General features: G+C 48.5%; 21 protein-coding genes. 12 read left to right on the forward strand and 9 right to left on the reverse strand.

All coding sequences use genetic code 11. From position 1 onward, the window contains the following. The first annotated feature begins 319 nt into the window (after positions 1-319). Entirely contained in the window at positions 320-643 is a 324-nt protein-coding gene (gene cyaY, locus ACR2PX_RS10765; RefSeq protein WP_433999354.1) for an iron donor protein CyaY, read from the forward strand. Positions 644-818: 175 nt separating this feature from the next. Then, entirely contained in the window at positions 819-1,529 is a 711-nt protein-coding gene (locus ACR2PX_RS10770; RefSeq protein WP_433999355.1) for a hypothetical protein, read from the forward strand. Between the two features lie 160 nt (positions 1,530-1,689). Here the strand turns inward: ACR2PX_RS10770 and ACR2PX_RS10775 are convergent, their stop codons facing one another. After that, positions 1,690-2,841 carry a porin gene (locus ACR2PX_RS10775; RefSeq protein ID WP_433999356.1) on the reverse strand — a complete coding sequence of 384 codons (1,152 nt, stop codon included), beginning with the start codon at positions 2,839-2,841 and terminating at the stop codon, positions 1,690-1,692. 880 nt (positions 2,842-3,721) lie between these two features. Beyond that, positions 3,722-4,408 carry a thiaminase II gene (gene tenA / locus ACR2PX_RS10780; RefSeq protein ID WP_433999357.1) on the reverse strand — a complete coding sequence of 229 codons (687 nt, stop codon included), beginning with the start codon at positions 4,406-4,408 and terminating at the stop codon, positions 3,722-3,724. Positions 4,409-4,516: 108 nt separating this feature from the next. On the opposite strand from tenA, the gene ftnA reads away from it, so the two are divergent. Then, a complete protein-coding gene (gene ftnA, locus ACR2PX_RS10785; protein ID WP_433999358.1) occupies positions 4,517-5,032 on the forward strand; it encodes a non-heme ferritin in 516 nt (171 codons plus the stop codon). Positions 5,033-5,120: 88 nt separating this feature from the next. On the opposite strand, the gene ACR2PX_RS10790 is transcribed toward ftnA, so the two are convergent. The 6 genes from ACR2PX_RS10790 to ACR2PX_RS10815 all read right to left on the reverse strand — a co-directional run bounded on the left by ACR2PX_RS10790 (position 5,121) and on the right by ACR2PX_RS10815 (position 14,152). After that, complete coding sequence (locus tag ACR2PX_RS10790; protein WP_433999359.1) at positions 5,121-7,850, reverse strand: hypothetical protein; 2,730 nt, start codon at positions 7,848-7,850, stop codon at positions 5,121-5,123. Positions 7,851-7,937: 87 nt separating this feature from the next. Beyond that, positions 7,938-9,410 carry an ATP-binding protein gene (locus ACR2PX_RS10795; RefSeq protein ID WP_433999360.1) on the reverse strand — a complete coding sequence of 491 codons (1,473 nt, stop codon included), beginning with the start codon at positions 9,408-9,410 and terminating at the stop codon, positions 7,938-7,940. Positions 9,411-9,433: 23 nt separating this feature from the next. Next, the gene (locus ACR2PX_RS10800; protein WP_433999361.1) at positions 9,434-10,162 is read right to left on the reverse strand and encodes a response regulator transcription factor; all 729 of its coding nucleotides are present in this window, start codon (positions 10,160-10,162) and stop codon (positions 9,434-9,436) included. A 124-nt stretch (positions 10,163-10,286) separates the two neighbouring features. Further along, the gene (locus tag ACR2PX_RS10805; protein ID WP_433999362.1) at positions 10,287-11,051 is read right to left on the reverse strand and encodes an enoyl-CoA hydratase; all 765 of its coding nucleotides are present in this window, start codon (positions 11,049-11,051) and stop codon (positions 10,287-10,289) included. Between the two features lie 39 nt (positions 11,052-11,090). Further along, positions 11,091-12,485, reverse strand: coding sequence for a hypothetical protein (locus tag ACR2PX_RS10810; protein WP_433999363.1), 1,395 nt, complete (start codon positions 12,483-12,485; stop codon positions 11,091-11,093). Then, positions 12,485-14,152 carry an amino acid adenylation domain-containing protein gene (locus ACR2PX_RS10815; RefSeq protein WP_433999364.1) on the reverse strand — a complete coding sequence of 556 codons (1,668 nt, stop codon included), beginning with the start codon at positions 14,150-14,152 and terminating at the stop codon, positions 12,485-12,487. The genes ACR2PX_RS10810 and ACR2PX_RS10815 overlap by 1 nt, the downstream gene beginning before the upstream one ends. A 470-nt stretch (positions 14,153-14,622) precedes the next feature. On the opposite strand from ACR2PX_RS10815, the gene ACR2PX_RS10820 reads away from it, so the two are divergent. After that, positions 14,623-16,125, forward strand: a complete 1,503-nt coding sequence (locus ACR2PX_RS10820) for a catalase (RefSeq protein WP_433999365.1) — start codon at positions 14,623-14,625, stop codon at positions 16,123-16,125. Between the two features lie 62 nt (positions 16,126-16,187). Continuing rightward, entirely contained in the window at positions 16,188-16,709 is a 522-nt protein-coding gene (locus ACR2PX_RS10825) for an ankyrin repeat domain-containing protein (RefSeq protein WP_433999366.1), read from the forward strand. A 31-nt stretch (positions 16,710-16,740) separates the two neighbouring features. Here the strand turns inward: ACR2PX_RS10825 and elbB are convergent, their stop codons facing one another. Continuing rightward, positions 16,741-17,394, reverse strand: coding sequence for an isoprenoid biosynthesis glyoxalase ElbB (gene elbB, locus ACR2PX_RS10830; RefSeq protein WP_433999367.1), 654 nt, complete (start codon positions 17,392-17,394; stop codon positions 16,741-16,743). A gap of 420 nt (positions 17,395-17,814) precedes the next feature. Here elbB and ACR2PX_RS10835 point away from each other — a divergent pair, with 420 nt between their 5' ends. From ACR2PX_RS10835 to pgi, 7 genes are all read left to right on the forward strand, one after another. Next, positions 17,815-19,014 (forward strand): retroviral-like aspartic protease family protein, encoded by a 1,200-nt coding sequence (locus ACR2PX_RS10835; RefSeq protein ID WP_433999368.1) that lies wholly within the window; start codon positions 17,815-17,817, stop codon positions 19,012-19,014. Positions 19,015-19,628: 614 nt separating this feature from the next. Continuing rightward, on the forward strand, positions 19,629-21,116 hold the full coding sequence (gene pcnB, locus ACR2PX_RS10840; RefSeq protein WP_433999369.1) for a polynucleotide adenylyltransferase PcnB: 1,488 nt from the start codon (positions 19,629-19,631) through the stop codon (positions 21,114-21,116). A 192-nt stretch (positions 21,117-21,308) separates the two neighbouring features. Next, positions 21,309-21,794: a hypothetical protein gene (locus ACR2PX_RS10845; RefSeq protein WP_433999370.1), complete on the forward strand. Its 486-nt coding sequence runs from the start codon at positions 21,309-21,311 to the stop codon at positions 21,792-21,794. 113 nt (positions 21,795-21,907) lie between these two features. Continuing rightward, positions 21,908-22,405, forward strand: coding sequence for a 2-amino-4-hydroxy-6-hydroxymethyldihydropteridine diphosphokinase (gene folK, locus ACR2PX_RS10850; protein WP_433999371.1), 498 nt, complete (start codon positions 21,908-21,910; stop codon positions 22,403-22,405). Between the two features lie 154 nt (positions 22,406-22,559). Continuing rightward, a complete protein-coding gene (panB, locus tag ACR2PX_RS10855; RefSeq protein ID WP_433999372.1) occupies positions 22,560-23,354 on the forward strand; it encodes a 3-methyl-2-oxobutanoate hydroxymethyltransferase in 795 nt (264 codons plus the stop codon). A 122-nt stretch (positions 23,355-23,476) separates the two neighbouring features. Next, entirely contained in the window at positions 23,477-24,328 is an 852-nt protein-coding gene (panC, locus tag ACR2PX_RS10860; protein WP_433999373.1) for a pantoate--beta-alanine ligase, read from the forward strand. A 172-nt stretch (positions 24,329-24,500) separates the two neighbouring features. Further along, positions 24,501-26,144 carry a glucose-6-phosphate isomerase gene (gene pgi, locus ACR2PX_RS10865; protein ID WP_433999374.1) on the forward strand — a complete coding sequence of 548 codons (1,644 nt, stop codon included), beginning with the start codon at positions 24,501-24,503 and terminating at the stop codon, positions 26,142-26,144. Positions 26,145-26,181 lie beyond the last annotated feature (37 nt).

Genomic DNA, 26,181 nt, shown 5'->3' on the forward strand with positions numbered 1-26,181 from the left:
GTTCTAGACAGCTTCGATGGATTCGTGAGAATAGTTGACCTATTTAATCGAATTCATCGAATAATTGGGCCGTTCTTTCTGGAATTTAGGCCGAAATAGTCTTAAGTCCGACAGGCTCCTAGAGCAACGCAAGGAGCAGTTGCCGAGATGGCCCCTTTACAGAGCATCCGTAGGCCTCATTCAGGAGCATCCACTGCAGCGTTCCAACAGATTGAAAGATGTTGAATATTCCTGCACTGTTGCGCCTTGCACTGAATGCTCCTGAAATGAGCTGAGCTCCATGATTAATTGAGAACGCGCCCTTATGACGGATACATCTATGAACGAAAACCAGTACCATGATCTGCTGGACGACCTGATGGTCGCCATTGAAGACGCTATTGAAGAAGCAGAGCTGGATATTGATTATGAAACCGCCGCAGGCATTCTCACACTCACCTGTGAAAACGGTACCAAAGTTATTCTGAGTCGCCAGACTCCGGTACTGCAATTATGGCTGGCTGCCAAAAGTGGTGGTTTTCATTTTGATTATGATGAAGACAAAGAGCATTGGATTGCCGACAGCAACGGTGAAGAGTTTATGCAAATGCTAAACCGGTGCCTGAGCGAGCAGTATGGAGAGTCTGTAGAACTGACTCTTTAAGCTCAAGGGAAGCAACAAGCTTCCCTGTTTATTTGAGAAAACCGAATGCTGTATCTTAACCCGGACATTTCATAAAGCCACCTGGATCGGGATGCAGACTGCAAAAGCTCGACACTCTCTGAAATTTCCGAGCTAAATTAAACAGACCCCTATGTGTTTGTGACAGGAAAACTCTGTGCGCTATATTTACCTTGTTCCTTTCCTGAGCGTCATCCCATTCTCTTTCTCCGGCCCATTGCCTCTTCAACCCCTATCACTTGCGGATGCAGTAGGAGATATCAGCACGCTACTGGAGTTGAGATCTGTGTCCAACAACAGAAAAGAGGGATCTTCTTATCACTATATCTGCAAAGCTACTGACTTTATTTACGGACTTGAATGGGAACAGGAGAGCAATCAAACATTTTGCCAGCATCTGGATCCTGACGGAAATATTGTCCTGACGAGCTCTTTCGCCCCGGCTTTCTCTGAACAACAAGAGATAGAAGAAGTCGCAGAGGAATTCATCATGACAAATCGAATGCCCAACCTCTGGATAGTGAAAAACAGGGAGAAAAACAGGGAGAAAAACAAGGATCTATGCTACCTCCATAGAGTAAATCCAGTCCAGGAGCATTGCCTGAAAACCCGGGAAGCCAAAGCAGAATTAGAATCAGGCTCCGGGATGATGGTAATACCCGATCAAACCCCGTCCCCAACAGCACCTGACGCCTCTACAACCAGGCGACCGAAAACAACTATAGACATTCCTGCCACAACGGGAGGCGCAGCGATCATAGCAACGGGACTGCTTTTGATTGCACTCTTTCTTGTCGAAACCAAATTTCACTGCATGCTTAATGGGTGTAAGTCGCTGTATAACAAAGTGCAGCTAAATTTGCCTTAATGAGCCATCACTTTGGATGCTTGAAGCGCCAAAGCTCATCAGTGAAGAGAAGCAATAAAAAAGGCGAAGCCCGGATAGGAATTCGCCTTTTCTGACAGAGTCCGACAAAACAGAATACGTTTCCTCAGATACTGCTTACTGTCAAACCAACCGCTTCAGACTAGAAGTAGTAGATAGCCTGTACAGCGTAGGTGTCGTCAAAGTCTTTCTTGCCACCAGCATTAACTTTCTCGCCACGGGTGTATTCGAAAGCGAACTGCATTGGGCCAGTTTCATAGATAGCACCAACCATGTAGTCGGTGAACTCAGCGTCAGTGTTCTCACCTGTGTAGGTGTCGTCAGCAGACAGCTGGTTGAAACCAGACTGCAGGTAGAAACCGTCAACAACCTGAGGCAGTGCCAGTTTACCGTACAGTTCAATACCGTTAGATTCTTTGTCCAGTATACCTTTTTCTACAGCAGTCTTGTTTTCAAACTGACCGTAAGTAGCTGCCAGGTACAGAGCTTCATTTTCGAACTTGGCACCCACAGTAGCAGAGGTTGACTTGTCGGAACCGCTATAGGCTGGCAGAGTCACATTACCGATCTGACCCAGTTCTTCAGCGTATTTGGTTTCGTTGTAAGTAGCACCAAGAGACAGACCCATTGGCAGGTCGTAACTCAGGGCAACACCGTAACTGCTGTCACGTGTTCCGTCTACAGTTGTGGTAGCATCTGACATGGTCTTGCCAGCAGTACCTTTCAGTTGGTACTGGATACCAACATTCAGGCCACCGAAGCTTTTGCGGTATTGAATGACGTCATCAGCACGTGCTGTACCGTCAGTGTCACCACCACCGTGAGAAGCATCGAGATCACGAATCAGGTCATTTGAAGACATCATGCCGTCACGACCGCTGTAGATACCCATAGCAGCGCCGCCGCCGATAGCGAAGACATCAGTCCAGCCGGATACGTCATAAGTTACAGCCCATGCTTTACCAGCAGTGAACGCACCGTAAGTGTCGTGGCTCAGGCCAACGTTGCCCAGACGATTGAAGAACTGGTCGTCCTGGTCGCCGTCAACAGCGTAGAAGCCCCATTCAGCAACAGCGGAACCGGTCCAGCCGCTGTCAAACTTGTGAGCGTACTTGAAGTTGATGCGTGGGCTGGCATCGCCCATCTCAGCGTCGGAACCGTCGCTCTTAACGGTTTTAACGCCGATCTTACCGCCGATTTCCAGGCTGTTTACGTCATCGTTGTAAACTTCCAGGGCCATCGCCTGGCCGGCAACGAGGGATGCTACTACAGTGGCAAGCAGTTTCTTCTGCATGGTCACTAGACTCCTGACTGAATGTGTTGTGTGGTGTAGATCATTTCTGCTTTTAATATGTGATCAAGATCTATTAAAAATGATTCTGTGATCGAGCAATTATATGCGGATTTTTATAAGCTATGGGACGATTGTCATATCACTAAAAGTGATACGCCAATCCAACTTTCAGCTTTGCTCTCGGTTTACCCCCAATAAGAACCAAACAAACACCTACACACACACCCATCGAAGAAATACATCTACCTATTGAACTCTCTGATTTGATTTTTTGTCATAAATATTTAACACAATACATTAAGTAAGTTTTTTAAAAACTCAGTAAAAGTTGGCTGAAGAAACGATCAATTTCACTCTAGTAAGGGTCCATACGGATCAAAAATAAACGACATTGTTTATATTATTGTCAAAATGGGGGGGCCGCTATCCCCTGTTAGATACTGGATCTCAAAGAGGACTAAGTAGAAGGGCACTCCAGTACTGACAGGACTTACAGCAGGATAAGTACAAACATCGTTATTCGTCAGCGGGACAAGGTCGATAAGAAGAAGGTATTTAAATCGGGCATATTTATTCTTTTAAAAAGAATTTTTAATCCAAAAAAAGCGGTTAAATGGATGAAATAATCCTTCAATCCATCGGAAAATCTTTTCTTTCATTGCTCAAGACTGTTTTTACTCCAGGAGCCTGACCGAGAATTGCGCCCGAGCATAAAGTTCAGTAGAGCGAGCCAGCTGTTTCACTAAATTCGTGCGAATAGTTGACCTATTTAATCGAATTTAGTGAGAAAGATGGCCGCTCTTTCTGGGCTTTAGGCCGGGCTGTCTCTTCTCGGTCAGGCTCCTAGCAGCCGATTGCAGCTCACCCTGACCAGCCACCCTCAAAAGGTTCGATTCAACCCCATGTCCCAAAAGCCTATTTCAAGGCGGGTAGCTTCCCTGAAAGTGCGGCAGAGCGATTCCATTCTGCCTTCAGAAAAACGACTGGCAGCCAGCTTCTCAATGGCTTCAACCTGCTTAATCGCTCCCTGAACAAACTCATCCCCTCCATAAGTCTGAATCCATTTCCAATAGGGGTTGCCTTCTTTTTGGGTCGCCGGATCACTGATCAGTCTCAGGCCGATCTCTGCATAGCCTACAGAACAGGGTGACAGAGCCGTTTGAAGATCAAGAATATCACCCGCCATGCCTCGCTCAAGCACATAGCGGGTATACGCCATATTGGCCCTGGCTTCCGGCTGGCTCACAACGTCCTGCTCGGTCATGCCCCACTCGGCGCAATACTCCAGGTGAAGATTCATCTCTGAAAGAATACCCGCCACTGAACCGGAAGCAACTCTCATATCCTCAAGATTATCGGCTTTATAGACCGCCAGGGCATAGGCTCTGGAGAAGTGAATCAGAAACAAATAATCCTGCTGCAAGTAATGTTTGAAGCTTTCAAGCGGCAAAGAGCCATCCGCTATACCTTGCACAAACTCATGGTGACAATAGCTGTACCAGTCGTCTGCACAGGCTGTTTTCATTTTGCAATAAAGCGTATCAGGATTATCGAAGGGGGTGGTCATGATGCAATCCACTAACAGCGATGGGAGAAGGCGAAAGGATACCCTGATTGTTCATCTACGGCATCAAGCCGTTATAATTCAGCTTTTTGGAACGAACAGGTTAATCCCATGCTGACTCAAACCATGGTCGACAAGCTTAACGATCAGATCAATCTTGAGTTTTACTCCTCCAATCTTTATCTGCAGATGGCTTCCTGGTGCGAAGCTCAGGGTCTGGATGGCTGTAATGCGTTTCTGCGCCGCCATGCCCAGGAAGAAATGGAACATATGCAGAAGCTGTTTAACTACGTCAACGAGACAGGTGCAATGGCGGTAATTGGTGCTATCAATGCCCCTCCCCACCGATATGAGACAGTAAGAGATATCTTTCAGTGCACTTATGAGCATGAGTGCACAGTGACTCGCTGCATCAATGAACTGGCACACACGGCATTTACTGAGAAGGACTACAGTACCTTCAACTTTCTCCAGTGGTATGTGTCCGAGCAACACGAAGAAGAAAAACTGTTCAAGGGCATTCTGGATAAAATCGATATGATTGGCTTTGAAGGTAAGGGGCTGTATTACATTGATCAGGAAGTATCCAAACTGGTAGCCTCCATGCCTCCTGTAACAGCGGTATAAAACAGCCATGAGCGAAGAAAAATATTTTGCGTCACCCTCGAGTATGACTAATGGCCAAGCAAAATATTTTTCACAGTAAAAACAGTGATCACAGAGCAGCTTGCATGGCTTTGAACGTTTCTTCATCCACCACTTGAAGCTTGCTCTGTGTATATTGCTGCCCTTTCAAGCGCTTGTTCAGGCGATCCGGGTTAACGGCATCTGCTACTCGAAACAAGTGCTCATGACCGGGAGTCATCAATTTTCTGGCTTTACCCAGCTCACCATTCAATTTTAATAACTTGCAGGATGTACTGATCAACGATCCCAGGCACCTCCTGTACTCCATAGGGATAACAGCATCTTTCAGATCAAGCTGATCCAAACGCTCTTTGTTAATGTCTTTTCCGATCAATCGACTCATACCAGCCACAGCAAAATCCAGTCCTTTCTGAATTTCAACATCTCGCTGACCGGCTTCATATCGAAGATTCTTGACCTGATTCAGACAGAGCCAGGCTTTTTTCTGAAGCAGGTAAGCTGAATGAAGCACTGAGAGCTTTTTCTTCTGCAGGGCCTTCAGTCCGGCCATGGCTTCCTCATAACACTCATCATTGATCTGTTTATCCAGAGTGTTCAGCGTTTGCCAAAAGTTCGTAGCGGTTAAGACCGGACGAGGAGTCGACACTTTGGCCTCAGCTTTCTTTACATCAGCTTTCTTTACATCAGCTTTCTTTACAGTGACTGTCTCCTTTTGTTCGCCCTCTACAGAGGATTTTGAACGCGCTTCCTGAGGCTCCTTGTCACTTGAAGTATCAGACCCGGACGACCTTCCTGATGACTGCAGTTTTTTCTGCTCTTTTTCTGATTCGCTGGCAAAGGTTTGTTGACACAAATCGACCATGATCCGGCAATAATGCGCCTCGTCAGAATCACTCTGCTCTTTCAACAGTTCAACAGCCTTTTCAAAATAAGCGGCTGCATACTCCCAGACCGAGCTGTCATTACTCACTTTACTCAGCAACAAATCAGCAGCTCGCATATAACCTGCAGCAACACCAAATCGTCCTGCTCGTAAATAATACTTAAGCGCTCTCTGAAAATGTTCTTTGACAGGATTTGCAGAAACACCTCTCAGACTGACGGCATCCCCCATCCAGATCATTGCAACAGGGTTACCCAGTCCAAGAGCCGCTTTATCAATACACGCCACCCCATGAACGCCATTTTGCCCTTCGCTATCAGAATAACAGAGACCCATTAACCAATATCCTTTGGCAGGATCGTGCTTCCTGAGACAGCTTGCTCTGACATATCCGGCGTACCGGTCACGCCTGAAGTCCACTCCTTTCAAGCACCTCAAACAATCTCTGGCCCACATAACAGGCGATGCAGATAAGGCCATCACCATTAACTGATGACGGGATACCGGATCCTGACGCTCCTGTTGAACCAAAGCAGGGATATGTAAGGTTGGGGACGAAGAAGACGTAGTAGTAGAGGAGGAGGAGGAGGAGGAGGAAGAAGAAGAAGAAGAAGAAGATGATGATGATGGCTTCTGGGTCATGACGGCAACGCCTATCAAACTCCAGAACTCTGAAAAGTCTCGTTCAAGGAAAATGCACAAATCTGCAAGCAGATCTTCATCTGCAGAATCGGGTAACAGTATTTCTACCTCTTCATCACTAAATTCAGACAACAATAGTGTTCTGAAAGCCTTTAACACTGAGTCAGTATCCCCGTCATTCAATAGCTTTCGCACACTGCTTTTCCTGACATCAAAAAACTGCCAGAGAGCCTCGACTCGCTCTCGAGAAAAACGGTGATAAAAATTCACCAGAGGCGTCACCCGCCCAGAAGAAAGCATTTTGGCAAGCTCAGACCGGGATGCCAGCCATTGCCTGAATCCCTCTTTAGTCTGACAATGTCTGGGAATCTTCAAAACCTGAATCAGGCACTTATCCACCTTCTCTTTTTCCGCAGTTTGCTCCACCAGTGGCTGAAAAACCTTCCAGGCATGCTTAACCATAAAGGCAGTGTCTTCTGTGTCTTCATATAGATCATGACTGGCCGCTTGAGGAACCCGATTTACTCTGACTTCCTGCTCCAGAAGAGCCAGTGCAGCCTGACCTTTCTCCGGGTCACTGAGGGGAAGATACTCCTCCACCATCCCCAGTTTGATAAGAGCCAGCTCCCAATAGGCTTGATAGTTTCCCTGCCGGATAGACTGCTCCAACTGCACCAGGGCATTACCATAATCCCCTGCCAGGCTGTAATTCATAAAAAGGCTGTAAGTAATATCTGAAACCAGATCTGAATCAACATCCGCGTCTTTCAATGCTTGATACAGCACGTCCTGAGCTTCTTCCAACTGACCGAGAAAGGTCAGTTTCTGTCCGAATTTCAAAAGCAGGGAACAACGCCTGATCCGGGTATTTTCAGGAATGTCCGTTCTTTTCAGACAGTCTCTCTTGGCCGGTTTCTTTTTTCTGCCGCTGGGCCTGCCTTCATTGCTCATTGCATCAGACAGAGCTATTTCTGCCTCAAGCTCCCGCAAAGTACAGTAATGCTTTGTTCGAAGCAGATTCAGAGCTACCGGGTCTTCCTCTGCTACAAACTCGAACCACTCTATATTGGTCAGGGCTTTCGGCTTACCATGAATTCTACGGCTATCGACCGGTTTAGCCTCAGGCAGGGGCTGATGCTCTTCAGATGATCTGGGAATCTTGGGCTTACAGGCTTGAGGGAGCTCTTTTTGCTCTGCCTGTGCTGAAGTATCTGGAGTTTGTCCGGAAACAACAGAAGGCTTGCTGTTATCTCCTGCATCATAGCGATCCATGTTATTTTCTCATCTATTCAACCATCTATTAAGATTAGATGAGCAGCGCACTTTCAGTAGCCGACCTGTCTATTCCCAGTCAGGCTCCTAAACAGGCAGAGTAAACCGGAAACAGGTCCCTTCTCTCAATCGGCTGGTCACCTCTATCTGGCTGCCATGCAACTCCAGAATCCTTTTGACGATGGAAAGCCCCAACCCGATACCTCCGGGCTTGCTTCGATGCTCTGCAGTCAGCGAGGCCTGGTAGAAACGATTGAATATTCTCGGTAGATCCTTTTCATCGATCCCCCTGCCAGTATCCTCAACCGTTACATTGACCCCTTTAGCCGAAGTCGTTAGGCGGATCAGGATAGAACCACTCTCCGGGGTATGGATAATGGCGTTCTTCAGCAGATTATCAAACACCCTCTGAATCATTCCGATATCAGCAAATACCTGGGTTTGACTCTCATTGCATTCGATGGACAGGGAGATACCCCGTTCTTTTAATGTCAGGCGGAAACTCTGGACCGTGTCATACATTAATTCAGCCAGTAAAAAATGTTCGAAGTCTGGCTTCTTGCTGCCTGACTCCAACTTTGAGAGTTCAAACAGATCCGAAATCAATCTGGATAAACGATGACAGCCTTTTTCTGCCAGCCTCAGATATTCGATACGCTGACCAGCTTCCAGACTCTCATCTTTGATAATCAGGGTTTCCAGATAACCCTGCATAGTGGCCAGAGGGGTTCTGAGGTCATGGGAAACATTGGAAACCAGCTCCCTCCGGAGACGGTCTGTGGTCCTGAGTTGCTCCAATTGTGTTTTTATTCGACCGGCCATAGCCTGAAAAACGGCAGATAACCGGACCACCTCATCGGTTGTCTGTCCACCGACCTGAGAAAAAAGATTCTCTGCCCCTAACTCTGACTGGGCAAACTCCGACATATCACAACTGAGTTTGGTCAGTGGCCGACTCAACAATCGGAATATCAGCAAACCCACCAGCGCACTACTGGCAACAATGATGAGTAATGACCAGAACATCTGCTTACTGATATGACTCCAGGCAATACGGTCACTGATGTCGTCATAAAGCCTGCCACCCAGCACCACATAAAAGTATCCCCGCAGACCCCGTGCATCCCGTATTTCTGAAGCTGAAAAAATCTTGTTGATATCGCTGTGTCTGGGATCGTTGGCACGAATGGGATAGCGCTCATCACCGGCAATAAATCTTTTCACAGGCTCAAGATCAACCTGATCTCGAATCAGTTCACCTTCTTCTAAGGTATGGGTCAGGACTTTACCCTGAGGATCCAGCAGATAGACCTCAACCGCCGGATTTATGATCATGGCCTGATGTGCCAGCATTCTGATGGCTCGCTCACTGCCCATGTCACCTTCGATCAGTTCATGCTCGCTGGTCACATACATGGCAATACTTTGATTAAGCTTCTGGGTCAGCTCTTCATAGTAGAGCCTCATGCCCCACTGCCCAATCACCAGAGCAGCCAAACCCACACCGGAAACAATAATCAGCAGCGCCAGTGATAGTTTCCTGTTCAAAGTATTCAGCATGTCCCTGTTCCTGAATGACGCGGTTAAACCACAATTCTTGGAAGGGTTTTTCCCGGATTGTCCTGCAGCTTATAACCTACCCCCCAGCAAGTGATAATATACTCAGGGTGTCGTGGATCCAGCTCAAGCTTGCTGCGCAAACGATTAATATGAGAATTCACAGTGTGCTCATACCCTTCATGGTTATAACCCCACACCTGGTCCAGCAACTCTGTACGGCTGAAAACCCTGCCCGGATGACGCACAAAGTGCATCAGGAGGTTGAATTCTCTGGCCGTTAAGTCAACGGCTCTGCCAGACAGCTTCACCAGACGACGGGCTTCCATGATCTCAAGATCCCTGACCCGGATGATCTCTTCAGAGGTCAGGTGGTTGGTCATCACCGCTACTCTTCGAAAAATGGCCTTAATCCGGGCAATCAGCTCCAGCATACTGAACGGCTTGGGAATATAGTCATCAGCCCCCACTTCCAGCCCGACCACCCGATCCAGTTCTGTCGAACGAGAGGTCAGTAACAAAATAGGGATAACCTGATTCTGTCGCCGCAACTGTCTGCAGATTTCCAGACCACTGGCTCCGGTCAACTGGATATCAAGAATCAGCAGATCCCAATCTCCGGAAACAGCGGCCTGCAGTCCAATATTACCGTTCGTGACATGGGTGACCTGAGCCCCCAGATCACCCAGATGCAGCGAAACCAGATCACCGATTTCCTGCTCATCTTCCACTATCAGGATACGTTTGTTTTCCATGTCTTGATCTAACTCAGGATGGAATTGCTGATTTGTTTGTATCGCAGAAACGGAAAAGTGTGAAGCCTGCACCCGGAAAATTGTGATGGGCACAGACATCCTTTTGAAAAGCGTGACAACTGGATTACATTCCCTTGAAATCCGGCTGTCTTTTTTCCAGAAAAGCAGCCATCCCTTCTTTTTGATCCTCAGTAGCAAACAAAGAATGGAATACCCGGCGTTCATACAGCAACCCTTCATTCAGGGTCAGCTCCAGAGCCTGATCTACCGCCTCCCGGGCCACCATCACCGCTGGCTTGCTGTATTGAGCAATGGCCTCCGCTACTTTGATCGTTTCTTTTATCAGCTCATCGGTACTGAAAAGTCTGGCCACCATTCCTGCCTGCTCAGCCTCCTGAGCGGTGATCATTCGTCCAGTCAAAATCATATCCATAGCTTTGGCTTTCCCAACCAGTCGAGTCAGTCGCTGAGTACCACCAATTCCCGGGATCACACCCAGTTTGATCTCTGGCTGACCAAACTTTGCAGTCTGAGATGCATAGAGGGTGTCGCACATCATGGCCAGCTCACAACCTCCTCCCAGGGCATAGCCTGACACAGCGGCTATTTTCGGAGTACGTAATTGGGCAAAGCGTTCCCAGCCTGCAAAAAAATCTTCCTGAAACATCTCGGCAAAGGATTTTCCCGACATTTCCCGAATGTCGGCACCGGCAGCGAACGCCTTTTCTGAGCCGGTAATCACAAAGCACCCCACTTTCGGATCACGATCCAAAGGTTCCATGATCTCCAGCAGTTCATTCAGTGTTTCTGTATTGAGTGCGTTCAGTGCTTCAGGGCGATTCAACCGGATTAGAACCACTCTATTTTTATGTTCAACAATGATGCTCATGACGGTTTCCTTCTAGATTTATTATTGGTTGGGTGTTGCTCATGAATCCCAGATCGCACCGTAGGCGGGGATGCCCCTCAACTCCATTTCATAAACTACTTTCTGGGTAAGGGGCTGGTTGGCAATACAAATCACCGCCTCAGCTCCCGTTGCCACTACCGCGTCATGGGCCAGTTTCACCAGATCAGGTTTGCCATGGCTGCCAGTATCCCAAATCAGAGCATCAGGCACCGCCTCAAGAATCTCATCCACTAATTCATCACCGTAGGTTTTACGCGGAGTGCGTGTGGACCACACCAGGCTGGCAGGTACTTCTTTTGCCAACAGATGAGGCAAACAAGGACCAATCCCACTGCCGGTTGCAATGTAAACAACCCTCTTGAAGAGCACTTCAATATTGGCGACACCTGCCGTTGGAATACCCTTGACCCAGATATGTTCCGGCTGATCATTAATAAACTGTCCGGTCCAGTCTCCGGCTCGGGAAATTGTCAGGCGAAACCCTTCCTCATCCGGCGATGGAACGTTGGCAAAAGAATGCCATTCCAGCAATGGGTTGCGACTGATGGTCGTAGCCGATCCAGCAAAAGGCGTGACACCATGATCAAAACGAGTCAGAGCAACATGGGGAGAAGGCGAGTTAATATCGATTTTTACCTTTTTCAATCTCAGCCAGGGAAGCATGACACTGAAGGTCATGATACAGAGTCCCCAGAAAGAGGTACTCTGGACCAGTTCGGAAAGGCTGCCGGCAAACATATAACTTTGAACCCAGAAAAGTATAAGAACGGACCAGCCACCAAACCGGTGTACCCACTCAAACTGATTGTGAAACCGGCTTCGAACTGGCGGCATTGCCATGGCAACGATGACAATCAGCAAAGCCATGAGTGCCATGATGACGCCCATAACCCCCTCAGGCACACCAGGCAGCTGATGGCTCTGGTGATAAAACAAACCGCCCAAAAATGCTGCATACCAGAGGGTTCCGGCAAAAGCACTGCCGCTGTGTAAACCACCAAAATGGTAAACCTTGGCCAGCGTCCATCGAATCCAGAGCGGCCAGCTAACGGGAGCCCTGGTCGCTACCCAGAAGAAAAAATTGATGACATACTGCTGTCGAACCAGCACCGCTACGGCGAAATTAGCCAGCACCATATCGGACAGTACCGACAGATTGATACCTTGCTGAGACCACCATCCAGCCTGGGTTAATCCATACCAGAGCATCGCAGCATTAATGGTCAGCACCAGAAAAACCAGACGGTTATAATGCTCGAAATAGCGATGCCTGATGAGTCTTCGGAAAAAGCTATGCCTTGGCTCTTCCGATGCTTGCTCTGCAATTTTTGTGAAAAACATTTTGTTTGACCGTTCTTCATGTTCAATGGACGCACAAAATGTTTTTCTTTCGCTATAGGCATTCGTTTCCATTACGCTACCGCTCCTTCTTTTTCTGCCGGACTCTCTGTCGGATTATCATGGGTCTGAATCATTGCCAGCAGAGTCCGCTTATCTGTTTTTCCTCGTGCAGTAACCGGAAACTCGGGGAGTGCAACCATTGAGGATGGAAGACAGTAGTAGGGCAGTTTGTCTTCCAGGATGTTCAAACACTTTTGAATGTTGGCACTGGCGGGCCTTACAAATGTCACCAGTTCTTTATCGTTCAGCTTTAGCGTGACTGCCTGCTGACATAAACCTGCCGATTCGATAACGCTTGAAATGGCATCCAGCTCCACCCGAAATCCTTTCACTTTGACCTGGTCATCGGTGCGCCCAAAATGCTCCAGCTCACCATCTTCATTCCATCGTGCCAGGTCGCGCGTTCTGAACATCAGGCTGCCATCTGCCATAAAAGGATCCGGTTGATAGCGCTCCCGAGTCAGTTGGGCATTATTGATGTATCCCGCTGATACGCCCTTGCCTCCCGCCCAGATTTCTCCTACTTCACCCATCGCGCAAGGCTGCAACTGCTCATCCAGCACATACACCGTATTGTTGGGTGTGGGCTTACCAATAGTGAGAGCTAAGGAATGGGGACGAAAATGCTGTGCAGTATTAATGATGGTGGTTTCAGTAGGACCACAACTGTTGATAAACCGGCACTTATCGGCCCATTTTTCTGCCAACGGTCTTGGACAGGGCTCACCGGCTACAGCAACACTTTTAACCCGATGACACTGCTCAACATCAACTCGTGCAAGAATACTGGGGGTCGCAATGATGACATCACACTGTCGTGCAGCCTCAGTGAAGTCTTTTTCCCGAATGACCAGAGTACCGCCATGGGACAGACAACCCAGAATTTCCCAGGCTGCCATGTCAAAAGCGATGTTCAGTAACTGCGAAACTTTATCGCCGGGCTGGATACCCAGATTGCCCGGTTCGGTCAAAAGAATATTGCAGACATTACCGTGGGTGACCTGCACACCATTCGGTTTGCCAGTGGTTCCCGAAGTAAAAAGAATAAAACAATTATCAGTGTGGGTAATGGCAGAACGAGGGACTGTCAGGGACCAGGACTGCTGATCGTCCTTCCGGGGATAATCCAGGCTATCAATAGCCAGTACTCTTTGATTCTCTCTGGCAGGAATCTTGTCCATCAGATGCGACAAGGTCAGAATGACATTGATATCTGCCAAATCCATCACATCCGTTAAAGTGGCTGCCGGGGTTATTCTGACATCCTGAGGCACATAGGCGGCTCCTGTCTTCAGAACGCCCATCAGACCCACCAGCATGTCAATAGATCGCTCAAGAAACAATCCAACGTTAGTTCCCCGACCTACTCCCGTAGAGGCCAGTTGAGCAGCCAGCCAACCGGCTTTACGGTTCAGCTCGCCATACGTCATTGTTTCTTGTTTGTGCTGAGCGGCAGTAGCGTTTTCCTGCTTCAGGGCCTGCAGTTCAAACGCCTGATGAATGGCATAATGCGGAATCTGTCTGTCAGGGCCTTTACCAAAAGCCTCGAACATCGCCTGATCTTTAGGATCTAACCCTCCCAATGCCTGTCGGTTGAACCCCTTGTTTTGAGCAACGTCTTCCAGGGACTGATTTAGTGATAGTGAGGTCACCAGGCTGTTGTGGCTTTCCATCCTCATTGTTTTTGTCTCCAGTCAAATGAAATGATTGTGAAAAGTGGGAAGCCTGTCCTTGTCAGATCAAGGCCATTTCGGCCTGAAATCCAGGAAGAGCGGGCAGCACATTTCACTTGCATTACGGGTGACTGAGAACATCACAAGAATTTCTCACAGAATTATCACGGGCTTCTCACAAATCATTAAAATCCACTCCTGATACTCCTTTCAGTTCGAAATCAATACTGCTAATTCCTTCCATATGACAACTACACAACACACTTGAAATCATTAATTTTCTCTATGATCCAGATAGAGAAAACCAACTGCCTCCTTAGTGCCCCAACTGATTCAATACACAAAGCCTTAGTCGTAACTGACTGAATCGAGTCAGCCAGTTTTAAAAATCCCCACTTAAAACGATGGGAAAAACAAATCCCCTGAAAGCAGTTCCGCCGTTAAAAGTGCTTGCACGGGGCCAGGAGATAAAAACGATGAGACTTATTGTCCGTTGCACAATACTGGCTCTTGCCATATCCACCACCCTTCAGGCCGAACCTCTGACCAGAGATAACGGGGCTGTGGTAGGTGACAACCAGAACTCATACACTGCCGGCGAGAACGGGGCTGTTTTGCTTCAGGATGTTCAGCTGATTCAGAAACTCCAGCGTTTTGCCCGGGAGAGAATTCCTGAGCGAGTGGTTCACGCCCGTGGAACCGGCGTTTATGGAGAATTCAAAGCCAATCGTGACATTTCCGATTTAACCCGGGCAGCTGTTTTTAAAAAGGGTGAAGTGACTCCGGTATTTGTTCGTTTTTCCACCGTCATACACAGCAAAGGATCACCGGAAACTCTGCGTGACCCAAGAGGGTTTGCCACTAAATTTTATACCCGAGAAGGCAACTGGGATCTGGTTGGTAACAACCTGCCGGTATTCTTTATTCGCGATGCCATCAAATTCCCGGATATGGTTCACTCGCTGAAACCTTCTCCGATTACTAATCAGCAGGACCCCAATCGATTCTTCGATTTCTTCAGTCATGTTCCTGAATCGACTCATATGCTGACCTGGGTCTATTCCGACTTTGGCACACCGGCCAACTTGCGTCAGATGGACGGTTTTGGCGTGCATGCCTACAAATTCGTAGACAACGGTGGTGATGTTTCCTACGTGAAGTTTCACTGGAAAAGCCGCCAGGGCATTAAGAACCTGACCGCTGAAGACGCTGCAGAAGTACAGAGCAAGGACTTCAGTCATGCAACTCGTGACATGTATGAAGCCATTGCCAACAGTGATTACCCAAAATGGGATCTCTTCATCAAAGTACTCAAACCGTCGCAGCTGGATGACTTTGACTACAACCCACTGGATGCCACCAAAGTGTGGGCCGACATCAAAGAAACCAAAGTGGGCACTATGACGCTGAACCGGACTCCGGATAACTTCTTCCAGGAGACAGAACAGGCTGCTTTTGCACCAGCCAACATAGTGCCAGGCATCGAACCTTCTGAAGATCGCCTGTTACAGGGCAGGGTCTTTTCCTATGCAGACACCCAGATGTACCGTCTTGGCGCTAACCATCAACAGATTCCCGTTAATCGTCCAAGAGTGGCGGTGAACAACTGGAATCAGGACGGTGCAGGCAACCAGGGGAATCAGAAGTCGGATGTCAACTATCAACCCAGCCGTCTGGATCCCAGAAAAGAAGAAGCTAAAGGGCGCTACAGCTCTCTGCCGATTGAAGGAGAATACCTGCAACGGGCTATCAGCAAACAGTTGCCGTTTGCCCAGGCTGGCGATCTCTATCGCAGCTTCAACAAACAGGAGCGCAAAAACCTGGTGAGCAACCTGGCTGGAGATCTTGGCAAGGTCACCAATGAGGAAGTGAAGTACGTAATGCTCAGCCACTTTTACCGGGCTGACAAAGAGTTTGGTGAGCAACTGGCTAAAGCGATTGGCGGCAATATGAAAACCGTCAAGAACATGTCCAGGTAACTTCGATGATACACAGTGGTGCACCTAGTGTGTGCCACTGTCGTTAAAAAACAGGTGACTCTATGCGTTACGCTATCTTGTTTTCATGGTTTATAGGACTCGCTGCTTTCGATCAACAGGTACAGGCTAGCGCTTCAGAATATCCAGAGCAAACCACACCAGCTACTTCTGAAAGTCTCGATCAAAGCCAGGCAGCACAACAGTTGATGGATTTTTTCTTTGCGGCAGCACGTACTAACGATACAGAAGTAATCAGTACCTTTTTGGAAGCCGGTTTCCCGGTAAACGTCTTGAATCACAAGGGCTATTCGGCTTTGATGGTGGCTACTTATAACGGACAGCCAGACGTTTTCAATCTACTTCTGTCAGAAGGAGCCGACCCCTGCCTTCAGGACAACAGAGGGAACACGGCATTAATGGCAGCCATCTTTCGGGGGGAGTTGAAAATGGCCTACCGACTGATGAAAAGTGAGTGCGACACTCAGCAACAGAATAATGCCGGACAAACAGCGGAAGAATTTGCCCGTGTTTTTGGCCAGGAAAAAATTCTGGAGAAGATACTGACCGATAAAAAGCCACTGTGATTTTAATACAGTGGCTTTACAACAAAAAAAATCAAACCATCAACAAAACACGATCTACCAGTTTGTCGATTCCTTCTGCCGCTTCACTGATACTTTTCGCAGTCATATAGGCTGGAGTTGTGACCAGCTTGTGAGTGTCGTCCACCACGATATCATCCACAGCACACTCTACATGCTTAACTCCGGTCTGCTCCAGTGCAGCGGCAGTTTCAGCGTCATTACCAATGGTGGCCAACACACCCTCACCAAAAATACGACCCGCGATGGCAGGGGCAATACACATCAACCCGACGGGTTTGCCTGCTTCTGCGAAAGCCTTCGCTGCAGAGCTGACGCCAATCTGAACCCTGAGTTCACTGCCACTGAAGGCGAAGTCCGATAAATTTTTTGCAGCCCCAAAACCACCGGGCACAATCAGGGCATCAAAGTCTTCCGCCTTCAGCTCCCGAACCGGCCTGATCTCACCCCGGGCAATTCTGGCTGCTTCTACCAGAACATTCCGACTTTCTTCCATTTCTTCACCGGTCACATGGTTAATGACATGATGCTGGGCAATATCAGGAGCAAAGCACTGGTAGCTGGCTCCACGGCGATCAAGGCTGAGAAGGGTTAAAACAGCCTCATGGATTTCGCTGCCGTCGAATACACCCGAACCGGAAAGAATGACAGCCACTTTTTTACTCATAAAACAGTCTCCATTTCATACCGTCACGATGGAGATGCCGGACCATAGATTCTTATTTTTTAAAGTGAAAAGGCCCACCAAAAACATCCCATCCTGCGTAAAAGAACCCGGTTTGCATAAGAGAGGAACAACTACCGGATTCCAAGAACTAATAAGGACTCCAACAGATTACTTCGACTCCCCCTTTGGAGTCGAGCTAGACTGAAGCAAAAATGCTAAGAGGCTGCTTGGGAAGTAGGGGGCGAGGTAAAAATCCAGTAGAACTGAGACACAGCCATGAGCGTTCTAGACAGCTTCGATCAATTCGTGCGAATAGTTGACCTATTTAATCGAATTGATCGGAAAATATGGCCGTTCTTTCTGGATTTTTAACCGATCCATTACTTCCCAAGCAGTCTCTCAAATGGAGTCCTAATTCTGTTGAAAAAGCTTTTGGTTCTAAGGCTTCTGACACTGTCCATCATGATGTTTGCCACGGGTCTGATTACCGGGTGGTGGTGGCATGAGCTTTTGGCTGTGCGCGGTGAAAAGCCTTCTTCAGAAGGACTCGACTATCAGGAGTGGCTGCCTCTTCAGGATTTCAGTAACACCCTTGATCTGCCTGCTATACCTCAGGAAATCATCGACTTTGAGCAGGCACTGGAACAGCATAAATACGATGATGCTCTGATCATCTATCAACGACATGAGCGACAGGACTCCGATCTCAGCCAGCGCCTGAAAACCGTATTCTTGCAGAAAATGGATGAGTGGTCTGAGCACCGGGAAGACAGCATTGATGCATTGGAACGCTTTACCCAACACTACTATCAAGACACGGTTCTATTGCAAAAGCTGGCGCAACTGTACACAGAACAAGAGGCGTTGGAAAAGGCGATTGAAAAGGCGATTGAAGTATTGATCAGTGCTCGCTCCTTTACCTTACAGCCTGATGATTTGGAGAGCACAGCAACAAAGATCCACAAACTAAGCCGTCTTCTCTATAACAACAAACAAAAAAACCAGCAGCTGCCCGACACTCTGCCCCTGTTTCATAAGCTGGCGGCCCTAGAACCAGAGTACGCTTTTTATCGGTTTGCGCTGGCTCAGGGATACATAGTGTTAGATGAGCATGACAGCGCTATTCGGGAGTTGGAGTTACTGCAAACCGATGAAGAGTTTGGACGACTTGCATCCCGCCAGCTGTCAGACTTGCTCCCCCCAATTCCGGAAGAACCTGAGGAGACGCCTTCTTCAGCGATTCCTCTTTTTAACGAAGGTCATCACTATATAGCTGCAGCCCAGACTCAGGACAACAGCCAGTCGCGGCTGTTAATCGATACCGGTGCCAGCCTGACCACCTTGCCCAACACACTTCTGAAAGAGCTCAAACGCCGGAAGATGGCCCACCGGGTTGGCCATACGGAATTAAAAACCGCCAGTGGAATAGCTTTTGCACCTCTCTACCAGGTGAAAGAGCTGCATCTGGGACAATACATTCTCAAGAATCTGGAAGTGGCAGGATTGGATCTGGGGTATCCCTTTGCGGAAGGTCTGTTGGGGATGAATGCACTGGGTCAGTTCCACTTTCAGATCGATCAGGATCGCAACTACCTGATTCTGTCCCCCCGGCAAAACTAGCGGGACAACTTCAGTTTTTTCACGGCTTCGTACAGAACAAAGTCGGACTTAACGCTCCGAGGCAAAGTGTTACCTTTAAGTGTTACCTTTAAGTGTTACGTATTAGTACTTATTTGCTCCCAAGGTAACAATATTCCGTAACCCCTCCTCCCAAAAAAACAGAGCAACAAAGAAAATAACTTTAAAATCAATACGTTAAAAAAGTTGGCACAACCTATGCCATATACTGACAAAACAATAACAATAAGCACAAATAATAAAAATAAGAAGCTTCGCCCAAATAACAATAATAATAAGGGCAACAGTAAGTTGATTGTTTTGCGGTATGCCCCTGGGCCTGCCCTGAAAAGGTAGCCAGCAAAATCATCCACTTACAAACTCCGGCGATACAATAAAAATAATAATTATTCGCCAACCAAGGGGGAATTGACTTCCCCCTGTCTTCTTTTCTCTCTGACACCTGCCCAGATGCTCACTTTGTTCCCTTACCACCATAAACCAGTGTCATCATCCCCTACGGGAATGCTATGATGTACGCCAGACTGGAGCAGTACATCTGATCCACCACGACGGTTTTACTGACTAACCAACAAAGACTTCATGCAAAACTCATCATGACAGGCATCATTATTACAGTATTAGTGGTGCTGGCCATATTGCTTGCTGCTTACTTCTGGCTTAAACATTCTCCAGAAACAGATCCCGCACCTTCTGAGCCGCAGCTTCCTGAACCTGATTCCATTCGGGAGTCTGATTATTCCATTTCTGAAGATCAGATCCGCCTTCCCCGTGAAAGCCACCCTATCTCGCGCAGAGGAATCAGTGAAAATGCCTTGAAGGTACTTCACCGGCTGAACAGTAATGGCTACGAAGGCTACCTGGTAGGGGGCTGTATCAGAGACCTGTACCTGGATCTTCACCCCAAGGATTTTGACGTGGCTACCAATGCCACTCCAGAGCAGGTTCGCAGACTGTTTCGTAACTCCCGGATCATTGGCCGAAGGTTCAAGCTGGTTCATATTCTGTTTGGCCGCGAAGTCATCGAAGTCGCTACGTTCAGGGCCAGCCATGATGCAGAAGCCGAGAATGACAACCACAGCAAGGATAAGTCTCATCATTCCGACTCCGGACGGATTCTGAGAGACAATGTCTACGGCTCCATGAAAGACGACGCTATTCGTCGTGACTTTACCGTCAATGCTCTCTACTACGATGTGCGGGACTACTCGGTCATCGACTATTGCGGCGGTGTTCAGGACCTTGAAAATCGCACCCTGAGACTCATTGGAGACCCGGTCAAAAGGTACCATGAAGATCCGGTCAGAATGATGCGAGCCCTGCGCTTTGTCGCCAAGCTTGATTTTGATATGGATCCCGCTACAGCTGAGCCCATCTTTGATCTGGCTCACCTGTTAAGTGATATTCCTTCAGCCCGCTTATTTGATGAAGTCCTTAAATTGCTGCAATCCGGCAATGGTGTAAAAACATTCCAACTCATGCGTGAGTACAGTCTGCTCCAATATCTGTTTCCAGCGACTCATCACAGTCTGGAAGACCAGGATAAATGCACAGAAGCACTCATTATCAAGGCTCTGGAAAGTACCGACTCCAGAATAGCCCGTGGTAAACCGGTAACACCGGCATTCCTCTTCGCCGCCTTCCTCTGGGCCCCTCTGCAAAGGCTGTCCAGAGATCTGCGCGAACAAGGGGTTCCTCCAGCACCGGCATTGCAACAGGCAGCCATGACTGTTCTGGATAATCAGTGCACTCACACAGCAGTGCCCAAGCGTTTTACCATGGTCGTCAGAGACATCTGGGAGATGCAATATCGTTTGGAGCGCCGGCAGCCTAAGTCCATTGAATCGTTAATGGAGCACCCCAAATTCCGAGCGGCTTATGACTTTCTGGTTCTCAGGGAAGCTGCCGGAGAAGATTTGAACGATTCAGGCCAGTGGTGGACCGACATTCAGGACTCCGCTGACCAAGACAGGAACAGCATGATTCGCGACCTTCGCTCACGCCCTGGTGGCGGCAAAGGGGGTCAAAAACGCAGAAGACGCAGGCCACGAAAGCGCCCTCCTGTAATGAATAAACCGCAATAGACGTTGTGTGCAAAAAGGCAGTGGTTACCCTGCGAATCACTGCCTGACCGATCAGCTCAGTTAAAACCATGCTCCAATCAGTTTTGCTATGTTTACTGCCTGACCTTTGTCCGGGAGTCATAAACAGTAATGCTGTGTCAGAAAAGATCAGCCATATTCAAAAGCATAAACCGTTCCCTGATAGCGATAATAATGGCTACGATCAGTTCCTGGCTTCAGGCAGTTTCTGTTCCGACGAAAGAGGATTGCCTGCGCGAAATGGATTACTGGAGTGACTTCATTGCCCTGATTGTTGCCAGCCATCAAGCTTCAGGAACAGCTTTTATCCACAACCAGTTCTGGCCTGCCGTCTGGCCAGATGATTGTCTGAATACACCCCCTAGCCAGACATTTAAACTCTATTTTCGCCCCAAGACGAATGGTGAGCAGTTTTCAGCTGAGCATTACGGTAGGCTGCCAGCCAGCAGGAATCTTGTGATCCGGGACTATTTTTTTCCTTCTCTGATTTTTTATATGCACGATCGTCCAACCCAAATGCTAAGGCTGTACTGCTATGCCTTTGAGAAGCATGACAACATTTACTATATGGCCAACCGTCTGGAGTTCACCCTTAATTCCATCAATAACGCAATGGCTCTTCCCTGCTCTGCAGGTTCTATCCTATGGTTTAACCAATAATCTGAAAGCTTATGACGCTGTCTTCAACCCTGAAGTACGGTGTGAGAAAATACTGATTGGTTGATTGAGCCCCGAAGGGCCATGAGTCATTTTTAAACCATTGGATCTGAAGTATGACCACCGCCTATATTGCCCTGGGCAGCAATCTGGAAAACCCCGGCCTGCAACTGCAAAGAGCAGTGGACGACATCGATTCTCTGCCTGAAATTGAGGTTTCAGGCTGTTCGAAACTCTATATCAGCGAACCGGTAGGCCCTGAAGGCCAGCCAGATTATTGCAATGCTGCCGTTCGGGTTGAAACCACACTCACACCACTGGCCTTGCTCGATGCCATGCAATCTATTGAAAATGACCATGGCAGAGTCAGAACTGTTCGCTGGGGGCCAAGAACTCTAGACCTGGATATGATTCTTTTTGGCAATGAGGTCATTGAGTCTGAACGCCTGACAGTGCCGCACTATCAGATGCATGTAAGAAACTTTGTGCTCTGTCCACTTCTGGATATTCAACCGGACCTGACACTCCCCAGCAGAAAACCGGTAGAAGAATTACTGAAAGAAATGGGTACATCCGGTCTTGAGGTCATGGCAGAAAAGTACCCCTGGCTCTGATCCAGGAACTGACAGTTATCAAAGCATTGCGTATAATCCGCCCCTGACAAAGACAGGGATCAACCGGACAGTATCGGTTCTTCCCTTTCCTGATGGCTTTTTTGCTTAACGCTTAAAGCCTACTCCCAAAGCGACTGGCTTAAGGTCCTGATAGATGGCTAAAGTAACCCTTAAAACCCTCGCCGATATGAAGCAGTCAGGCGAAAAATTCACCAGTCTGACAGCTTATGACGCGACGCTCGCTCATCTGGTCAGCACGCAAGGGGTTGAAGTCATCCTGGTAGGGGATTCCCTGGGTAATGTCATACAGGGTAAAAGCAGTACAGTTCCCGTCACCGTTGATGACATGTGCTATCACACACGTTGTGTTGCCCAGTCAGCCCACGACTCCATGATCATGGTTGACCTTCCTTTTGCTTCCTACGCCACTGAAGAGCAGGCTCTGATGAGTGCGGCCAAAATCATGCAGGCTGGTGCCGAAGTGGTAAAACTGGAAGGTGAAGGCTGGCTGCCACCCATCGTGACCCGTCTCAAGCAACAGGGCATTCCCGTCTGCATACATATGGGGCTGACCCCACAGTTTGTGAATGTCTTTGGTGGCTATAAGGTTCAGGGGCGGGAAGAAGAAAGAGCCAACAGCATGATCCAGGCAGCCATTGACCTGCAGGCTGCAGGTGCAGCCATGCTGCTACTGGAATGCGTACCCAGTGATCTGGCACGGGAAATCACCAAAGCGGTCGAGATTCCTGTGATTGGTATTGGTGCCGGAGACGCAACCGATGGCCAGGTACTGGTCATACATGACATGCTTGATCTGACTCCGGGCCGCAAACCCAAGTTTGTCAAAAACTACATGAAAGACAGCAGCTCTCCACAGGAAGCCGTTGCTCATTACGTTGCAGAAGTTAAAGACGGGACCTTCCCGGGTCAGCAACACAGCTTCGAATGAGCCCATCTTCAGCCAGACTGTTCAACGGTCTGGCTGAGCACAATGCTCCATTCACTTTTCGAATAGCCAAGAGCCGGATAACTATCGGCTTTTCAAAATCACTGACAGTCTAGTCATTCACTATGAAAACAGTTCATACCATCGCTGAAATCCGGGACGCTGTAGCGGCCTGCAAGGCTGAAGGCAAAACCGTTGGTTTTGTACCGACCATGGGTAACCTCCACGGCGGTCATCTGACTCTGGTTGAAAAAGCTCAAGAGCTCTGCGATGTCGTAGTTGTCAGCATTTACGTTAACCCACTACAGTTTGGGCCTAACGAAGACTACGACTCTTACCCCCGCACCATGGAACAGGATCAACAGCTATTGAACGAGCAGGGTGTCAATCTGCTCTACACGGCCCAAACGACAGAGATATATCCTGAAGGCAGTGAGCAACACACTCACGTGAGTGTAGAAGTCCTCGATGGCATGCACTGCGGCAAAAGTCGTCCAGGCTTTTTCACCGGTATAGCCACTGTCGTGACCAAACTGTTTAATATTGTTCGTCCTGATGTCGCGGTATTTGGAGAGAAAGACTTCCAACAGCTGGCGATCATTCGCAAGATGGCCAGAGACATGTGCATGCCTGTTGAGATTGTCGGCGCTCCCATTGCCCGGGAAAAAACCGGTCTGGCCATGAGCTCCCGTAACGGCTACCTGACTCAGGAAGAACGTGAGGAAATTGCTCCTACGCTTTATCGCTGCCTGCAATCATCCCGTGAAGCTATCCTGGCCGGTGAGCGCGATTTTGATCTTCTGCGTCGCGATGCCTTTGCCAAAATGGCCCAGGCTGGCTTTAAGCCAGACTACTTCAATATCAGCAGTACCAACACCCTTCTGCCAGCTAGCCCCGAAGATCAGCAACTGGTGATTCTGGCAGCGGGTTACCTGGGTAAAGCCCGGCTGATTGATAACATTACGGTCGACCTATAAGTATTCAATCTGTTGTATTCGCTTAGGCCGGATACATAGTGGCCCGAATACTGCAGGCAAACTTATCCAGAGCCTGCAGTATTCACTCCTGACCTGACGCACATAAAAAGGCAGAAGCCATACCGGCTTATTGACCTGTTTTCCTCTCACCCTCCAGAGGTTGAATTGCATCATGACCCCTCTTAAACATCTTTCCACATCTTCATCATTGGAAACTCTGCAACAAAAGATGGCAGGTACACACCTGCGAGAACTGTTTGCCGGTGACCAGGATCGGTATGAGCGTTATAGCCTTGAAGTAGCAGGTTTGTTCCTGGATTACTCCAAGAACCTGATTAACGACGACGTCATGTCTTCTTTGATGAAAATGGCTGAAGAAGCCGGGTTGCCGGAAGCCATTCAGGCCATGTTTCAGGGCGAGAAAATCAATTACACCGAGAAGCGTGCTGTCCTGCACACCGCTCTGCGTAACTTTGGCACTGACCCGATCATGGTTGATGGCGAAGATGTCATGCCCAAGATTCGTGATACTCACGAGCGCATGAAACGCATTACTGATGCCGTGCATTCCGGCGAATGGAAAGGTTTCACCGGCCAGTCCATCAAGCATATTGTCAACATTGGTATTGGTGGCTCCTACCTGGGCCTGAAGACGGCCATCAATGCACTGACGCCTTATCATGTTGAAGGGCTGGAACATCACTATGTAGCCAATATCGACCCTAACGAAATTTCCGAAGTGTTCCGCAAGATCGATCCTCAAACCACCCTGTTTATCGTTGCCTCCAAATCTTTTGGCACACTCGAAACGCTGCAGAATGCCCAGGCTGCCCGAGCCTGGATGTTGGAAAAAGGCTGCGCCGAATCCGATATCCGCAAACATTTCGTTGCCATCTCCACCAACCTCAAGGCTATTGATGAGTTCGGCATCGCCCAGGAAAATACTCTGCCACTCTGGGACTGGGTGGGTGGTCGTTATTCTCTGTGGTCCACTATTGGTCTGATGATCAGCCTGGTGGCTGGCTTTGAGAACTTTCAGAAGCTGCTAAAAGGTGCCTGGGAGATGGATAAACACTTTGCCCAGGCGCCACTGGAAAAAAATATGCCTGTGATTCTGGGCATGCTGGGAGTCTGGTACCAGAATTACTTTGGTTCCGAGTCCCACGCAGTAATTTCCTACGATTACTTCCTGCGCGACTTCCCGGGTCACCTGCAACAGATGGACATGGAAAGTAACGGCAAGCAGACCCGTCAGGATGGCAGCAGAGTGGATTACCAGACAGGTGCCGTTATCTGGGGTGGTACTGGCACCAATGATCAACACGCTTACCACCAGCTGCTGCATCAAGGTACACGACTGGTTCCTGTCGACTTTATTGCTCCAGCCACCAGCCATAATCCTCTGGGTGAACAACACCCGTGGCTGTTTGCCAACGCTCTGGCCCAGAGTCAGGCCATGATGCAGGGTAAAAATCAGGATGAAGTACGTGATGAGCTGACCGCAGCAGGTATGAACAGTGACGACATTGACGCTCTGGCCCCACACAAGGTGATTCCTGGTAACCGTCCAAACAATATGATTGTGCCTGAGAAGATCACACCTGAAGTGGTCGGTGCTCTGGTGGCGCTCTATGAACAGAAAGTCTTTGTTCAGGGAACCCTGTGGCAGATCAACTCTTTTGATCAGTGGGGTGTAGAACTGGGCAAGGTCCTGGGCAATCAGGTTTATGACCGTCTGAAAGAGAGTGGCGCCACGTCCGATCAGGACAGCTCCACTAATGGACTGGTCAATCGCTTCAAGCGGTTAAATGTCTGATTTCATTTGATAAAAAAACGGCATCTGTTTAACAGAT

The sequence above is a fragment of the Endozoicomonas sp. genome (assembly GCF_051008435.1).
Taxonomy (GTDB): domain Bacteria; phylum Pseudomonadota; class Gammaproteobacteria; order Pseudomonadales; family Endozoicomonadaceae; genus Endozoicomonas_A.

What these genes read in the sequence shown, in the direction of transcription:
- cyaY (WP_433999354.1), top strand. Translation starts at nt 320, where the DNA reads ATGAACGAAAACCAGTACCATGATCTGCTGGACGACCTGATGGTCGCC.
- ACR2PX_RS10775 (WP_433999356.1), bottom strand. Translation starts at nt 2,841, where the DNA reads ATGCAGAAGAAACTGCTTGCCACTGTAGTAGCATCCCTCGTTGCCGGC.
- tenA (WP_433999357.1), bottom strand. Translation starts at nt 4,408, where the DNA reads ATGACCACCCCCTTCGATAATCCTGATACGCTTTATTGCAAAATGAAA.
- ftnA (WP_433999358.1), top strand. Translation starts at nt 4,517, where the DNA reads ATGCTGACTCAAACCATGGTCGACAAGCTTAACGATCAGATCAATCTT.
- ACR2PX_RS10790 (WP_433999359.1), bottom strand. Translation starts at nt 7,850, where the DNA reads ATGGATCGCTATGATGCAGGAGATAACAGCAAGCCTTCTGTTGTTTCC.
- ACR2PX_RS10795 (WP_433999360.1), bottom strand. Translation starts at nt 9,410, where the DNA reads ATGCTGAATACTTTGAACAGGAAACTATCACTGGCGCTGCTGATTATT.
- ACR2PX_RS10800 (WP_433999361.1), bottom strand. Translation starts at nt 10,162, where the DNA reads ATGGAAAACAAACGTATCCTGATAGTGGAAGATGAGCAGGAAATCGGT.
- ACR2PX_RS10805 (WP_433999362.1), bottom strand. Translation starts at nt 11,051, where the DNA reads ATGAGCATCATTGTTGAACATAAAAATAGAGTGGTTCTAATCCGGTTG.
- ACR2PX_RS10810 (WP_433999363.1), bottom strand. Translation starts at nt 12,485, where the DNA reads ATGGAAACGAATGCCTATAGCGAAAGAAAAACATTTTGTGCGTCCATT.
- ACR2PX_RS10815 (WP_433999364.1), bottom strand. Translation starts at nt 14,152, where the DNA reads ATGAGGATGGAAAGCCACAACAGCCTGGTGACCTCACTATCACTAAAT.
- ACR2PX_RS10820 (WP_433999365.1), top strand. Translation starts at nt 14,623, where the DNA reads ATGAGACTTATTGTCCGTTGCACAATACTGGCTCTTGCCATATCCACC.
- ACR2PX_RS10825 (WP_433999366.1), top strand. Translation starts at nt 16,188, where the DNA reads ATGCGTTACGCTATCTTGTTTTCATGGTTTATAGGACTCGCTGCTTTC.
- elbB (WP_433999367.1), bottom strand. Translation starts at nt 17,394, where the DNA reads ATGAGTAAAAAAGTGGCTGTCATTCTTTCCGGTTCGGGTGTATTCGAC.
- pcnB (WP_433999369.1), top strand. Translation starts at nt 19,629, where the DNA reads ATGACAGGCATCATTATTACAGTATTAGTGGTGCTGGCCATATTGCTT.
- ACR2PX_RS10845 (WP_433999370.1), top strand. Translation starts at nt 21,309, where the DNA reads ATGGCTACGATCAGTTCCTGGCTTCAGGCAGTTTCTGTTCCGACGAAA.
- folK (WP_433999371.1), top strand. Translation starts at nt 21,908, where the DNA reads ATGACCACCGCCTATATTGCCCTGGGCAGCAATCTGGAAAACCCCGGC.
- panB (WP_433999372.1), top strand. Translation starts at nt 22,560, where the DNA reads ATGGCTAAAGTAACCCTTAAAACCCTCGCCGATATGAAGCAGTCAGGC.
- panC (WP_433999373.1), top strand. Translation starts at nt 23,477, where the DNA reads ATGAAAACAGTTCATACCATCGCTGAAATCCGGGACGCTGTAGCGGCC.
- pgi (WP_433999374.1), top strand. Translation starts at nt 24,501, where the DNA reads ATGACCCCTCTTAAACATCTTTCCACATCTTCATCATTGGAAACTCTG.